Origin of the sequence: Povalibacter sp., assembly GCF_036520495.1 — a bacterium.
In the GTDB taxonomy this organism is placed as follows: domain Bacteria; phylum Pseudomonadota; class Gammaproteobacteria; order Steroidobacterales; family Steroidobacteraceae; genus Steroidobacter.
Genome location: NZ_DATDJO010000011.1, coordinates 125,129 through 146,331 on the forward strand (window position 1 = coordinate 125,129; position 21,203 = coordinate 146,331).

Below are 21,203 nucleotides of genomic sequence, written 5' to 3' on the forward strand. Positions count from 1 at the left end.
CATGAAGATCAGTCTGCAATGGCTCCGTGACTGGGTCGACACCGGCGCTGATGTGCCGACGCTGGCGCATTCGCTCACGATGGCCGGTCTCGAGATCGAAGGCATCCACCGCGCAGGCCCGGTGCTATCGGGCATCGTCGTTGGCGAAGTACTCGCAGTCGAAAAACATCCCGACGCCGAGAAGCTCAATGTCTGCCGCGTATCCAGCGGCCGCGAGGAACTGCAGATCGTCTGCGGTGCGCCGAACGTTCGCGTCGGCATGAAGGCGCCACTCGCGCTGATCGGCGCGAAACTGCCGGGCGGCATGGAGATCAAGAAGGCGAAGCTGCGCGGTGTCGAGTCGAGCGGCATGCTGTGTTCTGCCCGCGAACTCGCGTTGAGCGAGGAGAGCAACGGGCTGATGGATCTGCCGTCCGAACTGACCACGGGGCAGGATCTCGTCGCCGCCTTGCATCTCGACGATACGATTCTCGAAGTGAACCTGACGCCGAATCGCGGCGATTGCATGAGCGTTGCGGGCGTGGCCCGTGAAGTCGCTGCTGCGCGTGCGGTCTCCTTGAATAGCCCGGCGATGTCGCCGGTCGCCGCTGCCAGCGCCGACACGTTTCCCGTGCGGCTGGAAGCGACGGATGCCTGTCCCAAGTTCGTCAGCCGCGTGATCCGCGGCATCAACATCGGTGCGAAATCGCCGGCGTGGATGCAGGAACGACTGCGTCGGGCCGGCCTGCGTCCCATCAGCGCAGTGGTCGATGTCACGAACTACGTGATGCTCGAACTCGGTCAGCCCATGCATGCCTACGATCTGGGCCGGCTCAGCGGCGCCATTGTCGTGCGCTACGCGCGGGCAGGCGAGACGTTGAAGTTGCTCGATGGCCGCACCATCGAACTCACGCCGGACATCGCGATCATTGCCGATGACAAAGTGGCGCTCGGCATGGCCGGCGTGATGGGGGGCGAAGACTCGGGTATCGGTGACGCTACGCAGGATGTCCTGCTCGAAGTGGCTTTCTTTCAGCCGGACGCGGTCGCCGGTCGCGGTCGTCGCTACGGCCTGATCACCGATGCTTCCCAGCGCTTCGAGCGCGGCGTCGATCCCGAACTGCAGGAGCGCGCCATCGAGCGTGCCACTCAACTGCTGCTCAAATGTGCGGGCGGCCAGGCAGGTCCGACGGTCGTTACGCGTCACGACGGGTTCAGCGCGGCGCGCAAGCCCATTTCCCTGCGCCACCGACGCGTCCGGCACGTTCTCGGCGTGCAGGTGTCCGATGAGGCCACGCTGGATTGCCTGCGCCGCCTGGACATGGAGATCGAGGCGGCTCCCGGTGATGACCTCCGGGCGTCATGGCTCGTGACGCCGCCATCGTGGCGCTTCGACATCCACATCGAAGAAGACCTGATCGAAGAAGTCGCGCGGCTCTACGGCTTCGACAACATCCCGGAGCAGGATGCCACGGGCGATCAGGCGATCCAGCCGTGGACCGAAAGCCGGGTGCGTAACGAACGGGCAGCCGACCTGCTGGTGGATCGCGGCTACAACGAGGCGATCAGCTACACATTCACCGACGCCGCATGGCAGTCGATCCTGTTTCCCGATACCGCACTGGCGCTGTCGAATCCGATTTCCGCGGAGCTTGGTGTGATGCGCGTGTCGCTGTGGCCCGGGCTCATTCACGCTGCGCGCGAGAACCAGCGTCGCCAGCAATCGCGCATCCGTCTTTTCGAGATCGGACGCCGCTTCGCGCCAGGCACTGGTGCGGAGACAGAGATGATTGCCGGTCTCGCGTCGGGCAGCACGCTCGCGGAGCAGTGGGGTGCCGATGCGACCAGGATCGACTTCTTCGATGTGAAGGCGGATGTCGAAGCCTTGCTCGCGCTGTCGGGTCGGGCAGAGGAGTTTCGATTCGTGGCCGCAGGGCATTCCGCACTGCATCCGGGACAGTCCGCGCGCATCTATTGCAACGACCAGCCAGTCGGTTGGATAGGCGCGCTCCACCCGCAGCACATGAAGGCGCTGGATTTGACATATCCAGCGTATGTCTTCGAACTCGAGGCAGCACCGGCTCTCGCAGCGCGCGTGCCTGAGTTCCGCGAGATTTCCAGATACCCAGCCATCCGCCGCGATGTCGCAGTGATCGTCGATGAAGCGACCGAGGTCGCCGCCATCGAAACAGCGATCCGCAAGAGCGCCGGTGCGCTGTTGACCGACTTGACAATCCTCTCGGTTTATCGCGGCAAACAGTTCGAGAAAGGCAAGAAAAGCATAGCCTTAGGTCTGCAATTGCAGGATACTTCCCGCACCCTGACTGACCACGACGCCGATACGATCGTGGCGCAGGTGGTGGACCATCTGGGTCGCCAGCTCAACGCCACGATACGAGATAAATAAATCATGGCTCTCACGAAGGCTGAGATCGCGGAAGCGCTATTCGATCAGTTGGGGCTCAACAAGCGTGAGGCCCGTGAACTCGTCGACCTGTTCTTCGAGGAGTTGCGCGCATCGTTGTCGAATGGGGAACAGGTAAAGCTGTCCGGTTTCGGCAATTTCGATCTTCGCGACAAGAATCAGCGACCCGGTCGCAATCCCAAGACAGGCGAGGAGATTCCCATCAGCGCCCGTCGTGTGGTGACATTCCGTCCGGGACAGAAATTGAAGGCACGAGTCGAAGCCTATGCTGGAAGCAGGGAATAACAGCGAACTTCCTACGATCCCCGGTAAACGCTACTTCACCATCGGTGAGGTGAGCGAGCTGTGTGGCGTCAAGCCGCACGTGCTGCGTTACTGGGAGCAGGAATTTCCGCAGCTCAAGCCGGTCAAGCGCCGCGGCAATCGCCGTTACTATCAGCGTCAGGATGTCCTGGTGATTCGCCAGATCCGCAGCCTTCTCTACGAGCAGGGCTTCACCATCGGTGGCGCACGCAATCGCTTGCAGGGCGAGGAGGCCCGCGACGACGTGTCGCAGGCACAGCAGATCGTGCGGCAACTGCGGACGGAACTGGAAGAAATACTGAGGATTCTGCGTCGCTGAGGCGCCGCGGGATGCTCAAGGCCTGTAGCTCGCCCGCATCTTCGAATATCTCCGCCGCCTTCCGGTCGGGACGTGGCGCAGCCTGGTAGCGCACTTGCATGGGGTGCAAGGCGCTCCTTCGACAAGACCACGAATAGAAAATAATACGTTTTCAGTCTGCGACTAACGCAGTGTCAGCCCGTTCTCTTCCATCGAGTCGCAAGCGGCACGCGTGCTCTTGTGCCCAGGTTATTGGGTGAGTGCACAGAATAGTTGCGCCCCAGAGTCGCATTGGCGTGACCGGCATCACGAGCAAGTGCTCGATGGTGCCTTGCTCGCGCTTGCGAATCAGGACTGTGCCTGTCAGCACGATCGAGACCAGCATCACCCTATTGATGATATCCATCACGCTGCCGAACCATGATCGTACGGCGATGCCGCGCACTGTTCATGTTTCCGTCGAGCACGTGCACCGTCCTGCCTGAATGGTGCGTGCTCCGGCGATCGGCCAGCGCGTTCTCGTCGTCACTGACCTTGGCGAAGCCGCCAGGTTTTGGCGTGGTCCCGGTGCCGGGAATCGGAATGAAGCCGCGCAGATTCGGATCGCTCGGCGGCGAAGCGGTGACCAGACGTGCGACGCCAATGGATTCATCATCAACCGTGACGCGCTCGGGCAGCTGAGATCCGGGCGGCAGCAGTGATGCATTGACTGCCGAGGCGGTCGGGAATCGTCTCTCGCGCCAGATGTAGAAGTGATGTTGGCGCTACGCAAAGCCGCGCGCAGCTCCGCTACTTCCTGTTGGAACTGCTGGACCTGACGCCTGAGTTCCGCAAGCTCGCCGCCCGGCTGCTCCGCCGAGCCAGTGGACGAAACAACGGCGGCCAAACGCACGACTATCCAGACTGCCCGGCGGCTCAAGGCCGATCCCTGGAGTTGTCGAGCGCTCGCTTATATCAGAGCGCAATCTCATATGTCAGATCGTGCATTCACGATATTCATCTTTGCCGGTCGGTGTTTGTTTGCTGTTCGCGGATTGCGGATCGCTTCGGAGTGGGACGCCGGCATGAGGGGAAATCAGCAGAGTGATAGTCGGCCCTCCGATTCGAGGCTGCGATGTGCCGTCACTTGCATCGCGTGCTTGCCTTCGCTGGTGCTGGCCGCGTCGCCCGCGGGTGAATCCAAGGATGCGGTCGCACTGACCTTCGAAGCGGCCCAGTCACGCAACGCTGAAATGTCGGCAGTAGGCGCGGTGACCGGTGCGGAACTGTTGGCGGCGCGCGAGCAGGCGGCGGCATCGGCGACACTGAATCGCCCGACAGTGGCGCTGGATGCACAGTTGCTGCGCTATCAGAAAACTTTCGATATCTCGCTGGCGGGAGCGTTGCGCGAGGCCGAGTCGGTGGCCGATCAACTGCTGCCAGGAATTGTCGAGGACCTGCCCAGCGACGTGCTTGCCGATGTGGAAGCCAGATTGCGGGCAGCGCTGCCGGAATTTTTTGCTGCACTGCCCAGCAGCGTGCGCTTGCGGACCGCCGATACCACATTCCGGCCAGTGGTGAGCGTCGTCCTGCCTTTGTACACCGGAGGAGCCATTCCGGCCGCACGCGGCGCCGCCGAGGCTGGCGTTGGTTTAGCTGACGCGCGGCGTGCCGATGCGATGGACGCGGATCGGATCAATCTGGTGCGTCTCTACTTCGGGCAGGTGCTGAGTTACGAAGCATTGCGCGTGGCGCTGGAGTCGCGCGACAGCTTCGACCGCCACCTGGCAAATGCCAGTGCGATGGAGCGCGAGGGATTCCTGAGCGCCGCGCAGAGGCTCCAGGTTCAGGTGGCGCGGGATGCATCTCAACGCCAACTCGATCGCGCCGAACTGGAAAATGATTCCGCCCGTCGCGCGCTCGCCACCGCGCTGTCGTATCCGGCCGTCCAGACGATGACGCCGCTGTTCGTGGATTCGAAGCCGCTGCCCTCGTTGGACGCTTTCATCGAACGCGGCGTAACGGAAAGTCCGCTCGTGGCGCAGGCCGAATCGATGGAGGCGCTAGCCGAGGCCGGAGTCGATCTCGCGCGGTCGCGCTTCTGGCCGACTATCTTTGCGTTCGGCGTTTACAACCTCAATCGCGACCATGCGTTGCCCATCGAACCGGACTGGGCCGTGGGCGTCGGCCTTCACTACGACCTGTTGTCCTCGCTCGATCGCAACCGAACGTTGAATGTGGCGAGGGCGCGCAGGAGCGCGGCCGAATCTTCCAAGCAGCAGGTGCGCGACACCGTGAGCCAGCTGGTGATCCGCACTTATAACCTGACCGAGCTGTCGCGCCGGCAATTCCTGTCTCTGGATTCGAGCCTGGCCGCGGCCCAGGAGAACCTGCGCGTTCAAGAGTTGGCTTTCCGCGAGGGTGAAGCGCCGGTGTCCAACCTCATCGATGCGAGGACTCTGTTTGGATCCGCACGATTGCAGCGAGCGGCGGCGGCTTACGAGTATGTTTTGTCACTGGCCGCGCTGCTGGCCGCCAGCGGGCAATTGGAAGAGTTCAATGGATATCTGAGTCACGCCGATCGGACGATTACGCCGTGACATCCGCCATCACCGATAAGTCTGGTCATCGCCGCTGGCTGTGGATGCTGGCCGCCGCGGTCGTACTGTTCGTGATGTTTGGTATCTACCTCGCCGTGCGGCCCGCGCCGGGTCAGATCCAGGGCATGGTCGATGCGGATACATTCACCGTCGCTACCAAAGCACCCGCGCGCTTACTGGAGCTGCGAGCCACGGAAGGGCAGCGCGTGCAGAAAGGACAATTGCTCGCCATCCTTGCGAGTCCGGAGGTCGAGGCGCGCGATCAGCAGGCAAACGCGGTGCTGCTTGGGGCTGAAGCGCTGCGCCAGATCTCTCGTGACGGAGCCCGAGCGGAAGATGTGCGATCCACGCAGGCCATCTGGCGTAGCGCCGAAGCCGCCGCGACGCTAGCTTCGCAGACCGCGCGTCGCGCGGAGAATTTGTATAAAGAAGGTGTGATTTCCACCCAGCGACGTGACGAGGCAGTGGCCGCGCGCGCGGCTACTGCTGCTCAAGCCGAGGCTGCACGACAGCAGTATGTGAAATTGACCGCGGGCTTCCGTGAGGAGGACAAGACCGTGGCTGACGCACAGGTCGAGATCGCCCGTGCCGGCGTCTCTGCCGCTCAATCGTTCAAAGACGAAATCAGGTTGGTTTCACCGGTCAGCGGCGAAGTGGCCGAGCGCTTCGCGAATCCCGGCGAACTGGTGCTGATCGGTGTGCCGGTATTCACGGTGATTGACATAGATCACGCCTGGGCTTTGCTCTCGCTGCGCGAGGACCAGTTCCAGGGTATTCGGCAGGGCGCGGTGCTGAGGGGTTCCGTGCCGGCACTGGGTCTGACCCGACAGCGCTTTCGAGTGACTCACATCAGTCCGCAAGGCGATTTCGCCACTTGGCGATCGAGCCGTCAGTCACGCGGCTACGATGTCAGGAGCTTTGAGATCAAAGCCGAGCCCGAGCCACGCATCGATGATTTGCGCCCGGGCATGAGCGTGCTGTTCGACTGGCCGTTCGCCGATGAGTCCAGGTAGCCCGCCTTGGGTCGTGCTGCAGCGTGCGATGAGAGAGGAGTGCGGCTACATCGCGCGCAGCCGCTGGGACAGGTTTCTTTTGTTTGTCTTGCCGATGATCCTGCTGACGGTTGTAGGCGCGATGCTTGCGCGCGGACTCATGCGCGAGATACCAGTCGCGGTCGTCGATCTCGACCGCTCCAGCGTCAGTCGCCTTGCAATCCGAAAGATGCAAGCGGCGCCGGAAATTCGCATCGTCGCCCAGCCCATGAGTCTGGACGACGCATGGCCTCTGGTGCGCTCCGGTTCAGTCTACAGCCTGGCTTTTCTGCCGAATGGGATGCAGGCAGGCGCGCTGCGCAAGCCCGAAGCGGCCATCGTTTATTACAACGGTGCGTTCCTGACAGCTGGCGCTCTCGCCGCTGCCGCCCAAGCCTCGGCGATTACCGCAAGCATCGAGGCGGCGGCACAGACCCGCTTGCGAAGCATGGGCCTGCCGGGCATCCACGTGAGCCCGCCGGCAGTGCAAGTCTCGGTGGTCGGCAATCCGCAGAAGAGTTTCGAGTTGTTCCTTGGCGGATTGATCGCACCGGGTGTGCTGCATCTGTTGATGGCATGCGCGATGGTTATGGGCTTCGGCCGTGAGCTGCGGGGGGGCTCGCTCTCGGACTGGGCCGAGCGCGTGGAGGGACGTCTGCTGCCGGCGATGCTGGGCAAGGCGCTTCCTTATGTTGGAGTGTTCAGCGCATGGGGCGTGGCGTGGACAGCCTGGCTGTGCGGTTGGTGTGGCTGGGGCATCGCCGGCAGTCCGCTCGTCCTGCTGGCGGGGATTCTGGCGCTGATGGTGATCACTGCCGCGATCTCGATGTTACTGATCGCGGTGACTGGCGAGCTGGATATGAGCTTCTCGGCCACGGCCATTTATGCCGGCGCGGCGATCGCTTATTCCAATGGCACTTTACCGCTGACGCATGGGCCGATGTTTGCCCAGGTGTGGAGCAGCGTGCTGCCTTACACCCATTACCTCCGAATCCAGAACGCATCGATGGTCATGGGCGCCGATGCATCGGCGTCATTCGCGGATCTGTCGATCTTGCTGGGCGGCGCTGCCGGTTGTTTCTGGCTGGCGCTGATCCTGACTGGTCGCCGATCGCAATGCGCTCCGCGTGAGGAGATGCTCGAGTTTCCGTTGCCCGCCGCCAGCATCACGGGCGCGGTCGTCGCGACATTCAGTGGAGTATTCAGAGTGCGTCCGGTCGCCAGTGTGCTGGTGTTGGCGGTCGTGGCTTATGCGTTCTATTACCCGCTCGCATACGCGGGACAGAAGGCGGTGAAGCTGCCGTTCGCTGTGATCGATCTGGATCGCTCGCAGCTCAGTCGCGACGTCGTCCGCCATCTGGATGCGGCACCTTCCATCGATGCCCGGGTTGTCAACGTCGATACCAAGCAGGCGCAGAGGATGCTGCGCAATGGTGAGATCGACGGCGTGTTGCTGATCCCGGAGCGCTTTCAGCAAAGTCTGTCATCCGGTGCGCCACGCGGCATCTTCGTCGAATTGGACGGAGCGCATCTCGTTCGCGCTTCCGCGCTCGGCAATGCGTTTACTCAAGTGGTTTCAGCCGTGGGCGCCGAGAGCCTGGCGCCGTTGGACGCGGCTGTGCGCCTGGAAGAGCGCTTGCCGCGCGTGGTTCAGCGGCCGCTCTACAACACCTCGGAGGGTTATGGCAGTTACGCCGTTCCCGCCGTGAGCGCGATCATTCTGCAACAGACATTGCTGCTCGGCTCGGCGCTGATTGCAGCGATTCGCCGGCAGAGCCATGCAGCGCGCTTGCGGACGCGCGGGTTCCTGGGATTGTGGGCGGCACTCACCGCGCTCGGCACGCTGTCCACCCTGTTCTATTCTGGATTCGTGTTCTGGTATCAGGACTACCCCCGCATGGGTAATCCGGGTGGGGTGTTTCTATTCGCACCCTTGTTCGCTGCCGCCGTCTCCGCGCTCGGCTTGATGCTGGGGCACCTGTTCGATCGCCACGAGCGAGTCATGCAGATCATCGTCGGCACCTCGGTGCCGCTGTTCTTCCTCGGCGGCGCGGCGTGGCCGACGTTCATGATGCCGGGCATGCTGGCCGCGCTGGCGAAGCTGTCCCCGTCGACGGCCGCCATCCAGGCGTCAGTGCTGCTCAACTCGGCGGGGGCCTCGATGGCTGAAGTTCGCCCGCATCTGCTCGTGCTCGCGTTGCTCGCGGCGTGCTACGGAGCGTGGGCCTGGAAGCAACAGACCGCAGAGGGTGATCGTTCAGTCAATCCGCGTACGGCCTGATGGCGTCGATGGGAGACAAGACGCGATTAGCCTGTGCGCGCTGGACGGTGCACTCTCAAGAGAGAATCCGCCAACGCTCTCACCGAGGAGCAGGTCGCGGCGCGAAGGGAAGACGCCATGAACGATGCCCGCGCGCGGCCTGTCCTCCGCAAAAATCCGGACCCGGGAATGGCCGGAGGACGCAACTGTGGCTTGGCCCGGGCGTGCTGAGCGTTCTCTCGAGGGTCGCCAGCACCCAGATCAAATTCGACGTCAGCCGCGCGCCGCTGCTACCATGCGCGGCCTGACGAGAGTCAGGAAGCGACGACTGATCAGCGCTGAGGTCACCACTGAGGCGCCGATGGGAAAAATGCGACAATTCAGTTGGTTAATGTCACAAGTTGTCGTGCAGTCGAGCAGTGTGTAGCATCGAGTCCAGTGTCGGGACGTGGCGCAGCCTGGTAGCGCACTTGCATGGGGTGCAAGGGGTCGGAGGTTCGAATCCTCTCGTCCCGACCAATCTTTCTGTCGAACTCCACCTTTGCCTCGATTGGCAAAGACAACGTGGATGACAAGCTCGCGATAACGCCTGCCCCAGCGCAGCGGTCCTGAAAAAATCTCGCGCGGCGACCCTCAAAGAACACAGACGTTCGCCGCGGCAATCGGCTAAATTTGCAGGGGCTTACGGACTTGTGGTGCAGGGAAGCCGCACGATCTGCAGCTTCTGAAGCGAACGCACCTTGTCCCATACCGTTGCTCACCGGGTTTCCTCCTGGGCAGCGCCGACATATCGGCTGCTGTGGACTGTGCTGTGCATGGTATTCGCCGCGCCTGGCCTCGCCGCTGAGGCACCACCTCATCCCGCTCAGGCCATCGTCGATGGCGCATCCGTTGCCATGCGGATCGACCCCGAAGCCGGTCGGCGCGACGTCGAACAGGCCCTCGAGATTCTGAAACGCCGTCCGGATGCGGATCTCGAAATTCGCGCCCGGCTGATTCTCTGTGATTACCAGTCGGAGCGGGATACGGCCGCTGCCGAAGAACAGATACGGCTCATCGGCGGCCTGATGTTCCAATCCAGACGTCCCGGTCTGCGCGCCGGCATGTCCGACTGTCAGGGACAGATTGCCGAGACCGCAGGCAGCAACGACAAGGCGCTCGAGCATTACGAGCGTGCCGTCGTGGTGGCCACGGAAAGCAAGGATCAGGAAATGCTGGCCGGCGCGTTGTTCTCGCGCGGCTATCTGCTGGGGCTGCAGGGCCGGTACGCCGCGGCTCTGGCGGATCTGCGACAGGCGCAGGGCCTTTATGAGCATCTGCATCTGCCTCAGCACGCCATGACCGCACTCAACGGTATCGCCATCATGTACAACCGCATGGGCGACTATGAGCAGGCGCGGCACATCTATGCTCTGGCGCTCAAGGTGCAACGGGATGGCAGGCTGGTGCGTGAGGAAGCAGTCACGCTCCACAACCTGGGTCGCGCACAGGAAAACCTCAATCAATGGCAGGGCGCGCGCGACTCGTTCCAGGCTTCGCTCGAGCTCAGTCGCCAGCTGAATTACACGCGAGGTGAGGCTTACGCACTGCGGGGCCTGGCGGCAGTGGAGAACGGGCTCTCGAATCCGAAGACCGCTCTCGAAATCCTGCAGCGGGCCGAAGAAGTGCAGAAGCAAACGCCGGATGCGCGCCTGGAGGCGCAGATCAATCTGGCGCGCGGTATCGCATTGCATCAGCTCCGGCGTCTGCCGGAAAGCGTGGCGGCACTCGAGGACGCACTGCAGGTATTCCGGCAAGCCGAATCGCTGAGTGAGTTGCGCACGACCTACGCCGAATTGGCCAGGACCTATTCGGAGATTGGTAACTGGCGCGCCGCCTTCGGCTATCTGGACAAGGCCTCCGAGGTGTCGGAGCAGCGATATCTGAACCAGATCGATCAGCGTTTTGCGACGCTCAAGATCGAGTTCGACACCGTCGCGAAGGAAAAGGAAAACGCGCTGCTGTTGCGCGAGAACCAGGCCAACGAGAAAGCGCTGGCTCAGCAGCAGCGTGCCCGCAACCTGCAGGCACTGGTCATCGTGCTGGTGGTCGTCCTGGCGGCGGTGCTGCTGGTACTGGCGCTGCACCAGCGTCGGATGTCCTTGCGTATGCGATCGCTGGCCATGACCGACGAACTCACCGGTGTGCCGAATCGACGCGCGGTCCTTGGTCACCTGGAAGAGGTGCTCCGCCACGGCGGCGCGCCGTGCTCCATGCTCATCATAGACATCGATCACTTCAAGAGCATCAACGACGAGCACGGCCATCCGGAGGGCGATGCGGCATTGAAGGTGGTTGCAGCGGCTGTACGGGATGCCATCACCGCGCCGGGCTTCGTTGGACGTCTTGGCGGTGAAGAGTTCGTCGCGGTATTGCCGGCAACGGCCCACTACGACGCCTGCGACACCGCCGAGATCATCCGGACCCGCGTCATGGCCATCGAATCACTCGGCTGGCTCGGGGAGCGGCGCATCACGGTCAGTATTGGCGTGACGACCGCGACGAGTGGAAATTCCTCCGCACAGGACATGCTGCATTGGGCCGATGCGGCTCTCTACGAAGCGAAGCGCGCTGGCAGGAACTGTTTCAAGGTGCAGCCGCCGCCCGTAAGCGCGGATAGCAAGGAATCCACTACGCCCGTCGAGACTCCAGCCACGCAGGTGGGCTTTGCCTGAAACCAGCGGATCCACGCGAGGCATTGCACAGCCATGAGCGAACTCTGGCAGTTCTGGGTCGATCGCGGCGGCACCTTCACGGACGTCATCGCACGCACGCCGTTCGGTCAACTCCTCACGCGCAAACTGCTCTCCGAAAATCCTGAACGTTATCGCGATGCCGCGGTACAGGGGATTCGCGACCTGCTGGGTCTCGACATCTCGCAGCGAGTGCCCGCTGACACCGTCGATTGCGTGCGGATGGGTACGACCGTGGCCACCAACGCGCTGCTTGAGCGAAAGGGTGATCGCACGCTGCTGGTCGTAACGCGGGGATTCGCGGACGCGTTGCGGATCGGCTACCAGCACCGGCCGCGTTTGTTCGTGCGGCATATCGAATTGACGTCGATGCTCTACGAAGACGTGATCGAGATCGTCGAACGTCTGGATGCACACGGCGGCATCGTCCAGGCACTGGATCTCGACGCTGCACGCCAGCAACTCCAGACAGCTTTCGACATGGGAATCCGCAGCTGCGCCATCGTCCTCATGCATGGCTATCGATTTCCCGACCATGAGCAGTCGATCGCACGGCTGGCACGCGTCATCGGCTTCACTCATGTATCGACATCGCATCAGACGAGCCCCCTGATGAAGTTCGTGTCCCGCGGCGATACGACGGTCGTCGATGCGTATCTCTCGCCGGTCTTGCGACGCTACGCCGATCAGGTGGCGAGTGAACTGCCCGGCGTGAAATTACAGCTCATGCAATCGTCTGGCGGACTGGTCGATGCGCGGCAGTTTCAAGGCAAAGATGCGATTCTGTCCGGACCCGCCGGCGGCATTGTCGGCGCGGCGCGCGCATCACTGGCGGCAGGCTTTGATCGGATCATCGGGTTCGACATGGGCGGTACCTCGACGGATGTCGCGCACTTCGCCGGTGAGTACGAGCGCGTGTTCGACGCCGAGATCGCAGGCGTGCGGTTGCGCGCGCCATTGCTGCAGATCCACACGGTTGCGGCCGGCGGCGGCTCGATCTGTCGCTTCGATGGCGTCCGTCTGCGTGTTGGCCCCGAATCTGCTGGTGCGAACCCCGGCCCTGCGGCCTATCGTCGCGGCGGTCCGCTGACAGTGACCGATTGCAATGTGCTGCTGGGCAAGCTGCAGCCCGATCTGTTTCCGCGACTGTTTGGCAGCGACGGCAATCAGTCGCTGGATGAGAGCGTGGTGCGCGAGCGCTTCGGTGAACTGGCGGCGGTCATCGCTGCCGCAACGGGGCGGCCGCACGCACCCGAGGACGTTGCCGCCGGTTGCATTCGTATCGCCGTGGAGAACATGGCGAATGCCATCAAGAAGATTTCGGTGCAGCGCGGCTATGACGTGACGGGCTACGTGCTGACCTGTTTCGGCGGCGCGGCGGGGCAGCATGCGTGTCTCGTTGCCGACGCGCTGGGCATGCAAACCGTCTTCATGCATCCGCTCGCGGGCGTGCTGTCGGCGTATGGCATCGGTCTCGCCGATGTCATCGTGATGAAGCAGTCGGCGGTCGAGGTGGCGCTGTCGCAGGAAAGTCTGCAGGCAACCGCTGCCGATTTTCAGCGTCTCGAGCGTGAAGCCCGCAACGAGATCGGGCTGCAGGGGTTCGCAGGCAACGATGTCCAGGTGATCCGCCGACTGGCGCTGAAATACACGGGCACCGACAGCGTACTGCCATTGCCCGCACCGACGGGTGTCAGCGCAGAAACGATCCACGAGCTCCAGGCGACGTTCGAGTCACTCTATCGGGCACGCTATGGATTTCTCATGTCGGGCCGGCACCTCGTGATCGAATCCGCGTCCGTCGAGGCTGTTGGCGCAAATGCCAGCTCAGACAATGTCGCTGCTCTTGCTGCGCGGAGCAGTGGGGAGTTGTGCCCCATTGATCATCGGTCGGTGTACGTGCAGGAGCGCTGGCAGTCCGTACCGTTCTTCGAGCGCGACTCATTGCTGGCGCAGGACACTATCGACGGACCGGCTGTGATCCGTGAGTCGAACACGACTACGGTCATCGAGGCTGGCTGGCGCGCGGCAGTGACTTCGCAGAACTGCATAGTCATACGCAGGATTCAGCCGCTCGTACGCGAGAAAGCCATCGGCACGCAGGCCGATCCAGTCCTGCTCGAAGTATTCAACAACCTGTTCATGTCGATCGCCGAGCAGATGGGCGTGGCGCTAGCCAACACCGCCACGTCGGTGAATATCAAGGAGCGACTCGATTTCTCGTGTGCGCTGTTCGACGGCGCGGGCCAGTTGATCGCAAACGCACCGCACATGCCGGTGCACCTCGGGTCGATGGGCGAGTCCGTGCAGGAGATTCTGCAGCGTCGTGCCGGCTCGATGGTCGCGGGGGATGTATTCGTGCTGAATGCACCCTATGCAGGCGGAACGCATCTTCCGGATGTCACTGTCGTGATGCCCGTGTTCCTGCACACTGCGCCAGAACCTTCTTTCTTCGTGGCCGCCCGCGGCCATCATGCAGACATCGGCGGCATCACACCGGGGTCGATGCCGGCGAACTCCACGCACATCGATGAAGAGGGCGTGTTGCTCGACAACGTGCAACTCGTTGCCGGCGGACGGTTCCTCGAGGGCGAGATGCGGGCGTTACTGTCTTCAGGCCGCTATCCTGCGCGCAACGTCGAACAGAATCTGGCCGATCTGCGTGCGCAGGTCGCCGCGTGTCAGAAGGGCAGCGCCGAACTGCTGGCAATGGTGGATCGATACGGCGTCGACGTCGTGCGGGCCTACATGACTCATGTGCAACGCAATGCCGAAGAGGCCGTGCGGCGCGCCATCGACGCGCTGCGTGACGGCGAGTTTGCGTGCGAGATGGACAGCGGCGCCGTGATCCGGGTCGTCATCCGCATCGATCGCGAATGTCGCGAAGCGACGGTTGATTTCAGCGGCACGAGCGCGCAGCGCGCCGACAACTTCAACGCACCGCGATCGGTGACGCGGGCGGCCGTACTCTATGTGTTCAGGACGCTCGTCGACGACGAGATTCCGATGAACGCGGGCTGCCTGGTGCCCCTGCGTCTGATCATTCCGGAAGGCACGATGCTGAATCCGCGTTTTCCCGCCGCCGTGGTCGCCGGCAATGTCGAGACGTCGCAGATCATCACGGACTGCCTGTACGGCGCCCTGGGCGTGCTCGCGGCGAGTCAGGGCACGATGAACAACTTCACGTTTGGTGATGATCAGCATCAATACTATGAAACCATCGCCGGCGGCTCCGGCGCGGGGCCGGAGTTCGACGGCACGGATGCGGTGCAGACACACATGACCAACTCGCGCCTGACGGATCCCGAGGTGCTCGAATGGCGGTTCCCGGTGCGGCTCGATTCGTTTTCGATCCGGCGCGGTTCGGGCGGTGATGGCAGGCATCGCGGCGGCGATGGCGTGGAGCGACGCATCCGCTTTCTGAAGCCCATGACCGCAGTGCTGCTTGCCAATCGGCGACGCGTAGCGCCGTTCGGGCTGCTCGGTGGCAAAAGCGCGGCGTCAGGAGAGAACTGGATCGAGCGTGCCGATGGCAGCACGGAGGAATTCGGTGCAACTCATCAAGCCACTCTGGGACCGGACGACGTGTTCGTGATCCGGACTCCCGGCGGCGGAGGCTTCGGCGGCAAGTGAGCGCACCATCCAGTCAGATGCGTCGTCTGGCGTCCGCCAGCATCGTCGGGACGACGCTCGAGTACTTCGATTTCGCCGTGTACAACACGCTGGCTGCACTGATTTTCAGTCAGCTGTTCTTCCCGTCGTTCGAGCCGGCCGTGGGCACGATCCTCGCGTTCTCGACGTTTGCCGTGGGCTATCTGTCCCGTCCCGTCGGCGGCCTGATCTTCGGACATCTTGGCGATCGTTACGGCCGACGCTTCGTCCTGGTCGCCACGCTGCTGTTGATGGGCATCACCACTGCGCTGATGGGGGTGTTGCCAACGTATGCCGTCGCCGGCATCGCGAGTCCGATTCTTCTGGTGATGCTGCGTTTCATCCAGGGCGCTGCGCTGGGAGGCGAGTGGGCGGGTGCCGTGCTGTTGTCGCTGGAACATGGACCGGCCAATCGACGGGGCCTCAATGGATCGTGGGCGCAGATGGGTCCTTCATTGGGAACGCTGCTCGCCACGGGCTCGATTGCATTGCTCACGATATCGCTGTCGCCCGAGGATTTCCTGGCCTGGGGTTGGCGGCTGCCGTTCTTCGCCAGCGTCGTGCTGGTCGTGTTCGGACTGTGGCTGCGCATGGGTGTGGCTGAAACACCGGACTTCATCGCCCTGCAGGGCGATCGCATGAAATCCAGATCACCTGTCGGCGAAGTCTTTCGCGAGCACTGGCGGTCGCTGCTGCGAGGCGGCGGCGCCCGTATCGGGCCGGATGTGCTCTATTCGCTGACGGCGACGTTCTCCCTGAGCTACCTGACGACGACCTTGGGACTCGAACGCACGCTGCCATTGATCGCCCTGTCGATCGCCGGTGCGTGCAACGCGATCGGCATTCCGCTGTTCGGTGGCTTGTCCGATCGCTTCGGTCGCCGCACGATCTATGGCATCGGCGTGGCGATGGGCCTGCTCTGGGTGCTGGCGCTGTTTCCCTTGCTCGACACTCGCGACCCCGTGTTCATCGTCCTGGCGCTCACGAGCGGCCTGATCATCCATGCGGCCATGTATGGACCGCAGGCTGCCTTCATTGCCGAGCAATTTCCCGCGCGCGTGCGTTACGCGGGTTCGTCGCTGGCGTACACCCTCGCGGGAATCGTTGGCGGAGGCATCGCGCCGCTGATGTTCGCGTCGCTGCTGCGGGCCTGGGGAGCAACGTCGGCCATTGTGATTTATACGGCCACCGCACTGTTGATCACTGGTGCGGTCGTTGCGCTCTCATGGCGGTCCCGGGAAGGAACTTACGCGCCGTCGCAGTCGTTGCGATAGCTTCTGCATCGCGACTTTATCGTCGTGCAAGCGCAGATTCCGGCAACGGGTGGTCCGACGCCGGACCCGATCGAGCCTGGATCGAGCATGGTATAAGGGCGCGCATATGCTTCCCGACACAACAGGCAGCGTGGCATTGCGAGCGACAGCAATGCGCATCCGCCGGTACAGAACATGAAACGTGCAGCGAGCGTTGGCGCGCTGCTATGGACTGCATTGGCGATGATTGCGACGACAGCGGAAGGAACTGAAGCGCCCAAGCCCACCGTTTCCGAGGTCGTGGTCGAGCGTTCACGTTCAGTCGCGCCGGATCGCGATGCGGATCCCGTGCTCAACAATCTGGAACGCCGCACCTTCCGCTTCTTCTGGAATACGACCAACCGTGACAACGGCATGGTGCCGGATCGCTATCCATCACCGTCCTTTGCCAGCATCGCGGCGGTGGGGTTCGGCCTGACAGCGTACGTCGCTGGAGCCGAACGCGGTTACGTGTCGCGCGCTCAGGCGCGATTGCGTGTGCTGCGAACGTTGCGTTTCCTCGAGCAATTGCCGCAAGGCACGGCGGAGACCGGTGTCGCCGGTTACAAAGGCTTCTACTATCACTTCCTCGACATGCAGACCGGTCACCGTTTCGGGACCACGGAGCTGTCGACGGTCGACACCGCGCTGCTGCTGGGCGGGGTGCTGCTGTGTCAGACGTATTTCGATCGCGATCATGTGCAGGAGCGCGAGATTCGCGAACTCGCCGACAAGATCTACGGGCGCGTCGATTGGGTCTGGGCACAGAATCATCCACCGATCATTTCACATGGCTGGCGCCCCGAGAGCGGATTCATCCCCCACGACTGGCATGGCTACAATGAGGCGATGCTGCTGTACATCCTGGCGCTCGGATCGCCGACGTATCCGGTCGGTGCCGACGCCTGGGATGAGTGGCTGAAAACTTACAAGAACAGCTGGGGCGAGTTCGGCGGGCAGACATTCCTGGCGTTCGGTCCGCACTTCGGTCATCAGTACTCGCATGTCTGGATCGACTTCCGCGGCATCCAGGACTCGTTCATGCGCTCGAAGGGCATCGACTACTTCGAGAACAGTCGTCGGGCAACCTACGCACAGCGCAACTATGCGATCGAGAATCCGATGCGCTGGCGCGGCTATGACAGCGAAATCTGGGGGCTCAGCGCCTCCGATGGTCCGGCCGACACCGTGCAGATCTTCAATGACGAAGAGCGCGGCTTTTTTACGTATTCGGCGCGCGCCGCAGCGGCGCCGCATCTGGTCGATGACGGCACCATCGCACCGACGGCCGCGGTCGCCTCGATTGCCTTCGCGCCGGAGATCGTCATTCCGACCATCCGCGCATTCCGTGCACGGTTTGGCGAGAATCTGTATCAACGCTATGGATTCCTCGATTCCGTGAACCAGAGTTTCGACTACAAGGACGTGACGCTACGGCATGGCCGCCTCGTCGATGGCATCGGCTGGATCGCAAGCGACTACCTCGGTGTCGACCAGGGTCCCATCGTCGCCATGATCGAGAACTATCGCAGCGAAGTCATCTGGCGGACCATGCAGCGCAATCCATACATCCGACGTGGGTTGGAGCGCGCGGGATTCACCGGCGGATGGCTCGGCACTGCGCCTCCCGCTCCGGCGACCACGCCGCCCTCCGGTAGCTGACCGGCCAATCGTGTGATCTGCGCTTCGCCTCCAGCGGTCTCCCGTCGAACCGTCCTGGCTGGCGTCACCAGTGCAATCGCGTTGTCAGGCTGTCGCGCACGCAGCTCGCAACAGACCGTGCGTTTCTGGACCTTCGGTCGCGAAGGCGAGGCGACGACGGAGTTGCTGCGTGATTTTCACGTACAGCATCCCGATATCCGGGTGGAGATCCAGCGGCTTCCCTGGATATCCGCGCACGAGAAACTCCTGACGGCCTACGCGGGCGAGACGCTGCCGGACATTTGTCAGCTCGGCAACACCTGGGTACCGGAGTTTGCGGCGCTCGATGCACTGGAGCCGCTCGACGACCGGGCCGCTGCATCGAGTGTCGTGCAACGAGCCGATTACTTTGACGGTTTGTTCGACGCCAATCGCATCGCTGACCGCCTCTACGCCATTCCGTGGTACGCCGACACACGATTGCTGTACTACCGCACCGATCTGTTGCAGCAGGCCGGGTTCGACTCACCGCCGCAACGCTGGGACGAATGGCTGACGATGATGGAAGCGATCAAGGCCCGCGTCGGACCAGACCGCTATGCCGTGCTGTTGCCGCTGAATGAATTCGAGCCGCTGGTAGTGCTGGCGTTGCAGCAGCCTTCCGATTTGCTGCGCGATGGCGGACGCTGGGGGAATTTTCGCAGCGAGGATTTCCAGCGTACGCTCGAGTTCTATGCGCAGCTGTTTCGTCGTGGACTCGCGCCGCGGATGACGAACACGCAGCTGTCGAACGTGTGGGACGAATTCGGCAATGGACTGTTCACGTTCTACATCTCCGGGCCCTGGAACATCGCCGAGTTCCGCAAACGCCTGCCGCCGCAATTGCAGGATGCCTGGATGACGGCACCGATGCCCGGGCCCGACGGTCCGGGAGTTTCCACTGCCGGCGGAGCGGGACTGGCGATCTTCCGCCACTCAACCAACAAGGATGCCGCCTGGAAGCTGGTGGAATACCTGTCGCAACCGCAGACGCAGCAACGCTTCTATGCAACGACCGGCAACATTCCGCCGCGGCGTTCCACCTGGACCACGCCGGCGCTGGTGCAATCGCCGTACGCGCGCGCCTACCGTACGCAGCTCGATCGGGTGCGTTCGCCACCGAAAGTACCGGAGTGGGAACGCATCGCCACCGAGATGCGCCTGGCGTCCGAGCGTGTCGTGCAAGGCCGCTCGACGGTGGAGGAGGCTGCGATCGCGCTCGATGCAACGACCGATGCCATTCTCGAGAAGCGTCGCTGGATGCTGGATCACCGTGCGTAGCCGCAGCCGTTACGCCTGGCTGTTCCTGGCGCCGGCTCTGCTGGTGCTCACGGTGTTTTTCTTCCTGCCGGTGCTTGCAGCGCTGGCCATGAGTCTTACGGACTTCGATCTGTATGCGCTGGCGGATTACCACAATCTGCGCTTCATCGGTCTGGATAACTACGTCGAACTGCTGCAGCAGCCGCTGTTCTGGAAATCGCTGGGCAATACGTTCTATTTCGTTCTGCTCGGCGTGCCCTTGTCGCTCGGCGCGTCGCTCGGGGCGGCGTTGCTGGTGAACTCGAAGCTGGCGCGCTTTCGCAATGTCTATCGCACAATCTACTTCGCGCCGGTCGTCACGACCATGGTGGCGGTGGCGGTGGTGTGGCGTTACATCTTTCACACGCGCTACGGATTCCTGAACTACACGCTCGGCTTCTTCGGCATCGAACCGATCGACTGGATGGGCGATCCGGACTGGGCGATGCCGGCCATCGTGATCCTCGCGGTATGGAAGAACTTCGGCTACAACATGATCATTCTGCTGGCTGCATTGCAGAGCATTCCCGAGGATCTGTACGAAGCGGGTCGCATCGACGGCGCCTCCGGCTGGCAGTTGTTCCGGCATGTGACGCTGCCGGGCCTTGCGCCGGTGTTGCTGCTCGTGAGCATTCTCACCATGACCGGTTACTTCCAGCTGTTCGCCGAACCTTACGTCATGACGGAGGGCGGTCCGCTGCAGAGCACGCTGAGTGTCCTGTACTTCATGTACGAGGAAGGGTTCAAGTGGTGGAACCTGGGCCGTGCATCCGCCGTGGCCTTCCTGCTGTTCGTGCTGATGTTCGCCATCACGCTGTTGCAATTGCGCGTGGCGCGGAGCCGGGTCTCGACATGAGTAAGCCAGTCGCCAGCTTCTGGATCAACACTGCGCTGCTGATCGGCGCGGTGGCCACGGCATTCCCCCTGGTGTGGATGATCTCGGTGTCGTTCATGCCGACCGGGGCCGCGGGGCATTACCCGCCGCCGCTGTGGCCCGAGCATCCGACGCTCGACAACTACCGCACGATGTTCGAGCGTCACAGTGCCGGACGCTACATGCTGAACAGCGCGCTGGTCGCCGCCTCGGTGGCTGTCATTTCGCTCCTGTTCAACACGATGGCCGGGTATGCCTTTGCAAAGCTCAAATTTGCAGGTCGCGACAAGCTCTTTCGCGCGCTGCTCGGCGCACTGGTGATCCCGGCGCAGGTGGCGATGATTCCATTGTTCGCCATCGTGAAGGAACTCGGCCTGGTGAGCACCTACGGTGGTGTGATCGTGCCGGCGATGGCGAGCATCTTCGGGATTTTTCTCGTCCGCCAGTACGCCCTGTCGATTCCCGAAGATCTGCTCGAAGCGGCGCGTATGGACGGGGCCAGCGAATGGCGCATCTTTCGATCCATCGTCGTGCCCTTGCTGAAGCCCATCCTCATCACGCTCGGCATCCTGACCTTTCTCGGCACCTGGAACGACTTCATGTGGCCCCTGATCGTTCTCAGCGACCAGAATCTGTACACGCTGCCCGTGGCGCTCGCCGGCTTGTCGCGGGAATACGTGCAGGACAATGAACTGATGATGGCCGGGGCGGTGATTACTGTAATGCCCGTGCTGATCCTGTTCCTGGCGCTGCAGCGTTACTACATTGCCGGCATTCTCGCGGGCAGCGTGAAGGGCTGA

General features: G+C 62.7%; 13 protein-coding genes and 1 tRNA gene. All 14 read left to right on the forward strand.

Going from position 1 to position 21,203, the window contains the following annotated elements:
* Nucleotide 1 precedes the first annotated feature (1 nt).
* Entirely contained in the window at nt 2–2,386 is a 2,385-nt protein-coding gene (gene pheT / locus VIZ63_RS03725; RefSeq protein WP_331608153.1) for a phenylalanine--tRNA ligase subunit beta, read from the forward strand.
* Complete coding sequence (gene ihfA, locus VIZ63_RS03730; RefSeq protein WP_331608196.1) at nt 2,387–2,689, forward strand: integration host factor subunit alpha; 303 nt, start codon at nt 2,387–2,389, stop codon at nt 2,687–2,689.
* Nucleotides 2,670–3,026 carry a MerR family transcriptional regulator gene (locus VIZ63_RS03735; RefSeq protein WP_331608154.1) on the forward strand — a complete coding sequence of 119 codons (357 nt, stop codon included), beginning with the start codon at nt 2,670–2,672 and terminating at the stop codon, nt 3,024–3,026. The genes ihfA and VIZ63_RS03735 overlap by 20 nt, the downstream gene beginning before the upstream one ends.
* Nucleotides 3,027–4,144: 1,118 nt before the next feature.
* Nucleotides 4,145–5,584: a TolC family protein gene (locus VIZ63_RS03740; RefSeq protein WP_331608155.1), complete on the forward strand. Its 1,440-nt coding sequence runs from the start codon at nt 4,145–4,147 to the stop codon at nt 5,582–5,584.
* Nucleotides 5,581–6,597: an HlyD family secretion protein gene (locus tag VIZ63_RS03745; protein WP_331608156.1), complete on the forward strand. Its 1,017-nt coding sequence runs from the start codon at nt 5,581–5,583 to the stop codon at nt 6,595–6,597. Before VIZ63_RS03740 ends, VIZ63_RS03745 begins: the two co-directional genes overlap by 4 nt.
* A 28-nt stretch (nt 6,598–6,625) precedes the next feature.
* A complete protein-coding gene (locus tag VIZ63_RS03750; protein WP_331608157.1) occupies nt 6,626–8,896 on the forward strand; it encodes an ABC transporter permease in 2,271 nt (756 codons plus the stop codon).
* Between the two features lie 421 nt (nt 8,897–9,317).
* Nucleotides 9,318–9,394: transfer RNA gene (locus VIZ63_RS03755), tRNA-Pro, on the forward strand.
* Between the two features lie 221 nt (nt 9,395–9,615).
* Nucleotides 9,616–11,589, forward strand: coding sequence for a GGDEF domain-containing protein (locus VIZ63_RS03760; RefSeq protein ID WP_331608158.1), 1,974 nt, complete (start codon nt 9,616–9,618; stop codon nt 11,587–11,589).
* Between the two features lie 33 nt (nt 11,590–11,622).
* Nucleotides 11,623–15,240: a hydantoinase B/oxoprolinase family protein gene (locus VIZ63_RS03765; RefSeq protein WP_331608159.1), complete on the forward strand. Its 3,618-nt coding sequence runs from the start codon at nt 11,623–11,625 to the stop codon at nt 15,238–15,240.
* 17 nt (nt 15,241–15,257) lie between these two features.
* Nucleotides 15,258–16,532: an MFS transporter gene (locus tag VIZ63_RS03770; RefSeq protein ID WP_349261116.1), complete on the forward strand. Its 1,275-nt coding sequence runs from the start codon at nt 15,258–15,260 to the stop codon at nt 16,530–16,532.
* A gap of 174 nt (nt 16,533–16,706) precedes the next feature.
* Entirely contained in the window at nt 16,707–18,212 is a 1,506-nt protein-coding gene (locus VIZ63_RS03775) for a glucoamylase family protein (protein WP_331608161.1), read from the forward strand.
* A 117-nt stretch (nt 18,213–18,329) separates the two neighbouring features.
* On the forward strand, nt 18,330–19,511 hold the full coding sequence (locus VIZ63_RS03780; RefSeq protein ID WP_331608162.1) for a sugar ABC transporter substrate-binding protein: 1,182 nt from the start codon (nt 18,330–18,332) through the stop codon (nt 19,509–19,511).
* Nucleotides 19,504–20,385, forward strand: coding sequence for a sugar ABC transporter permease (locus VIZ63_RS03785; protein ID WP_331608163.1), 882 nt, complete (start codon nt 19,504–19,506; stop codon nt 20,383–20,385). The genes VIZ63_RS03780 and VIZ63_RS03785 overlap by 8 nt, the downstream gene beginning before the upstream one ends.
* Nucleotides 20,382–21,203: a carbohydrate ABC transporter permease gene (locus tag VIZ63_RS03790; protein WP_331608164.1), complete on the forward strand. Its 822-nt coding sequence runs from the start codon at nt 20,382–20,384 to the stop codon at nt 21,201–21,203. The genes VIZ63_RS03785 and VIZ63_RS03790 overlap by 4 nt, the downstream gene beginning before the upstream one ends.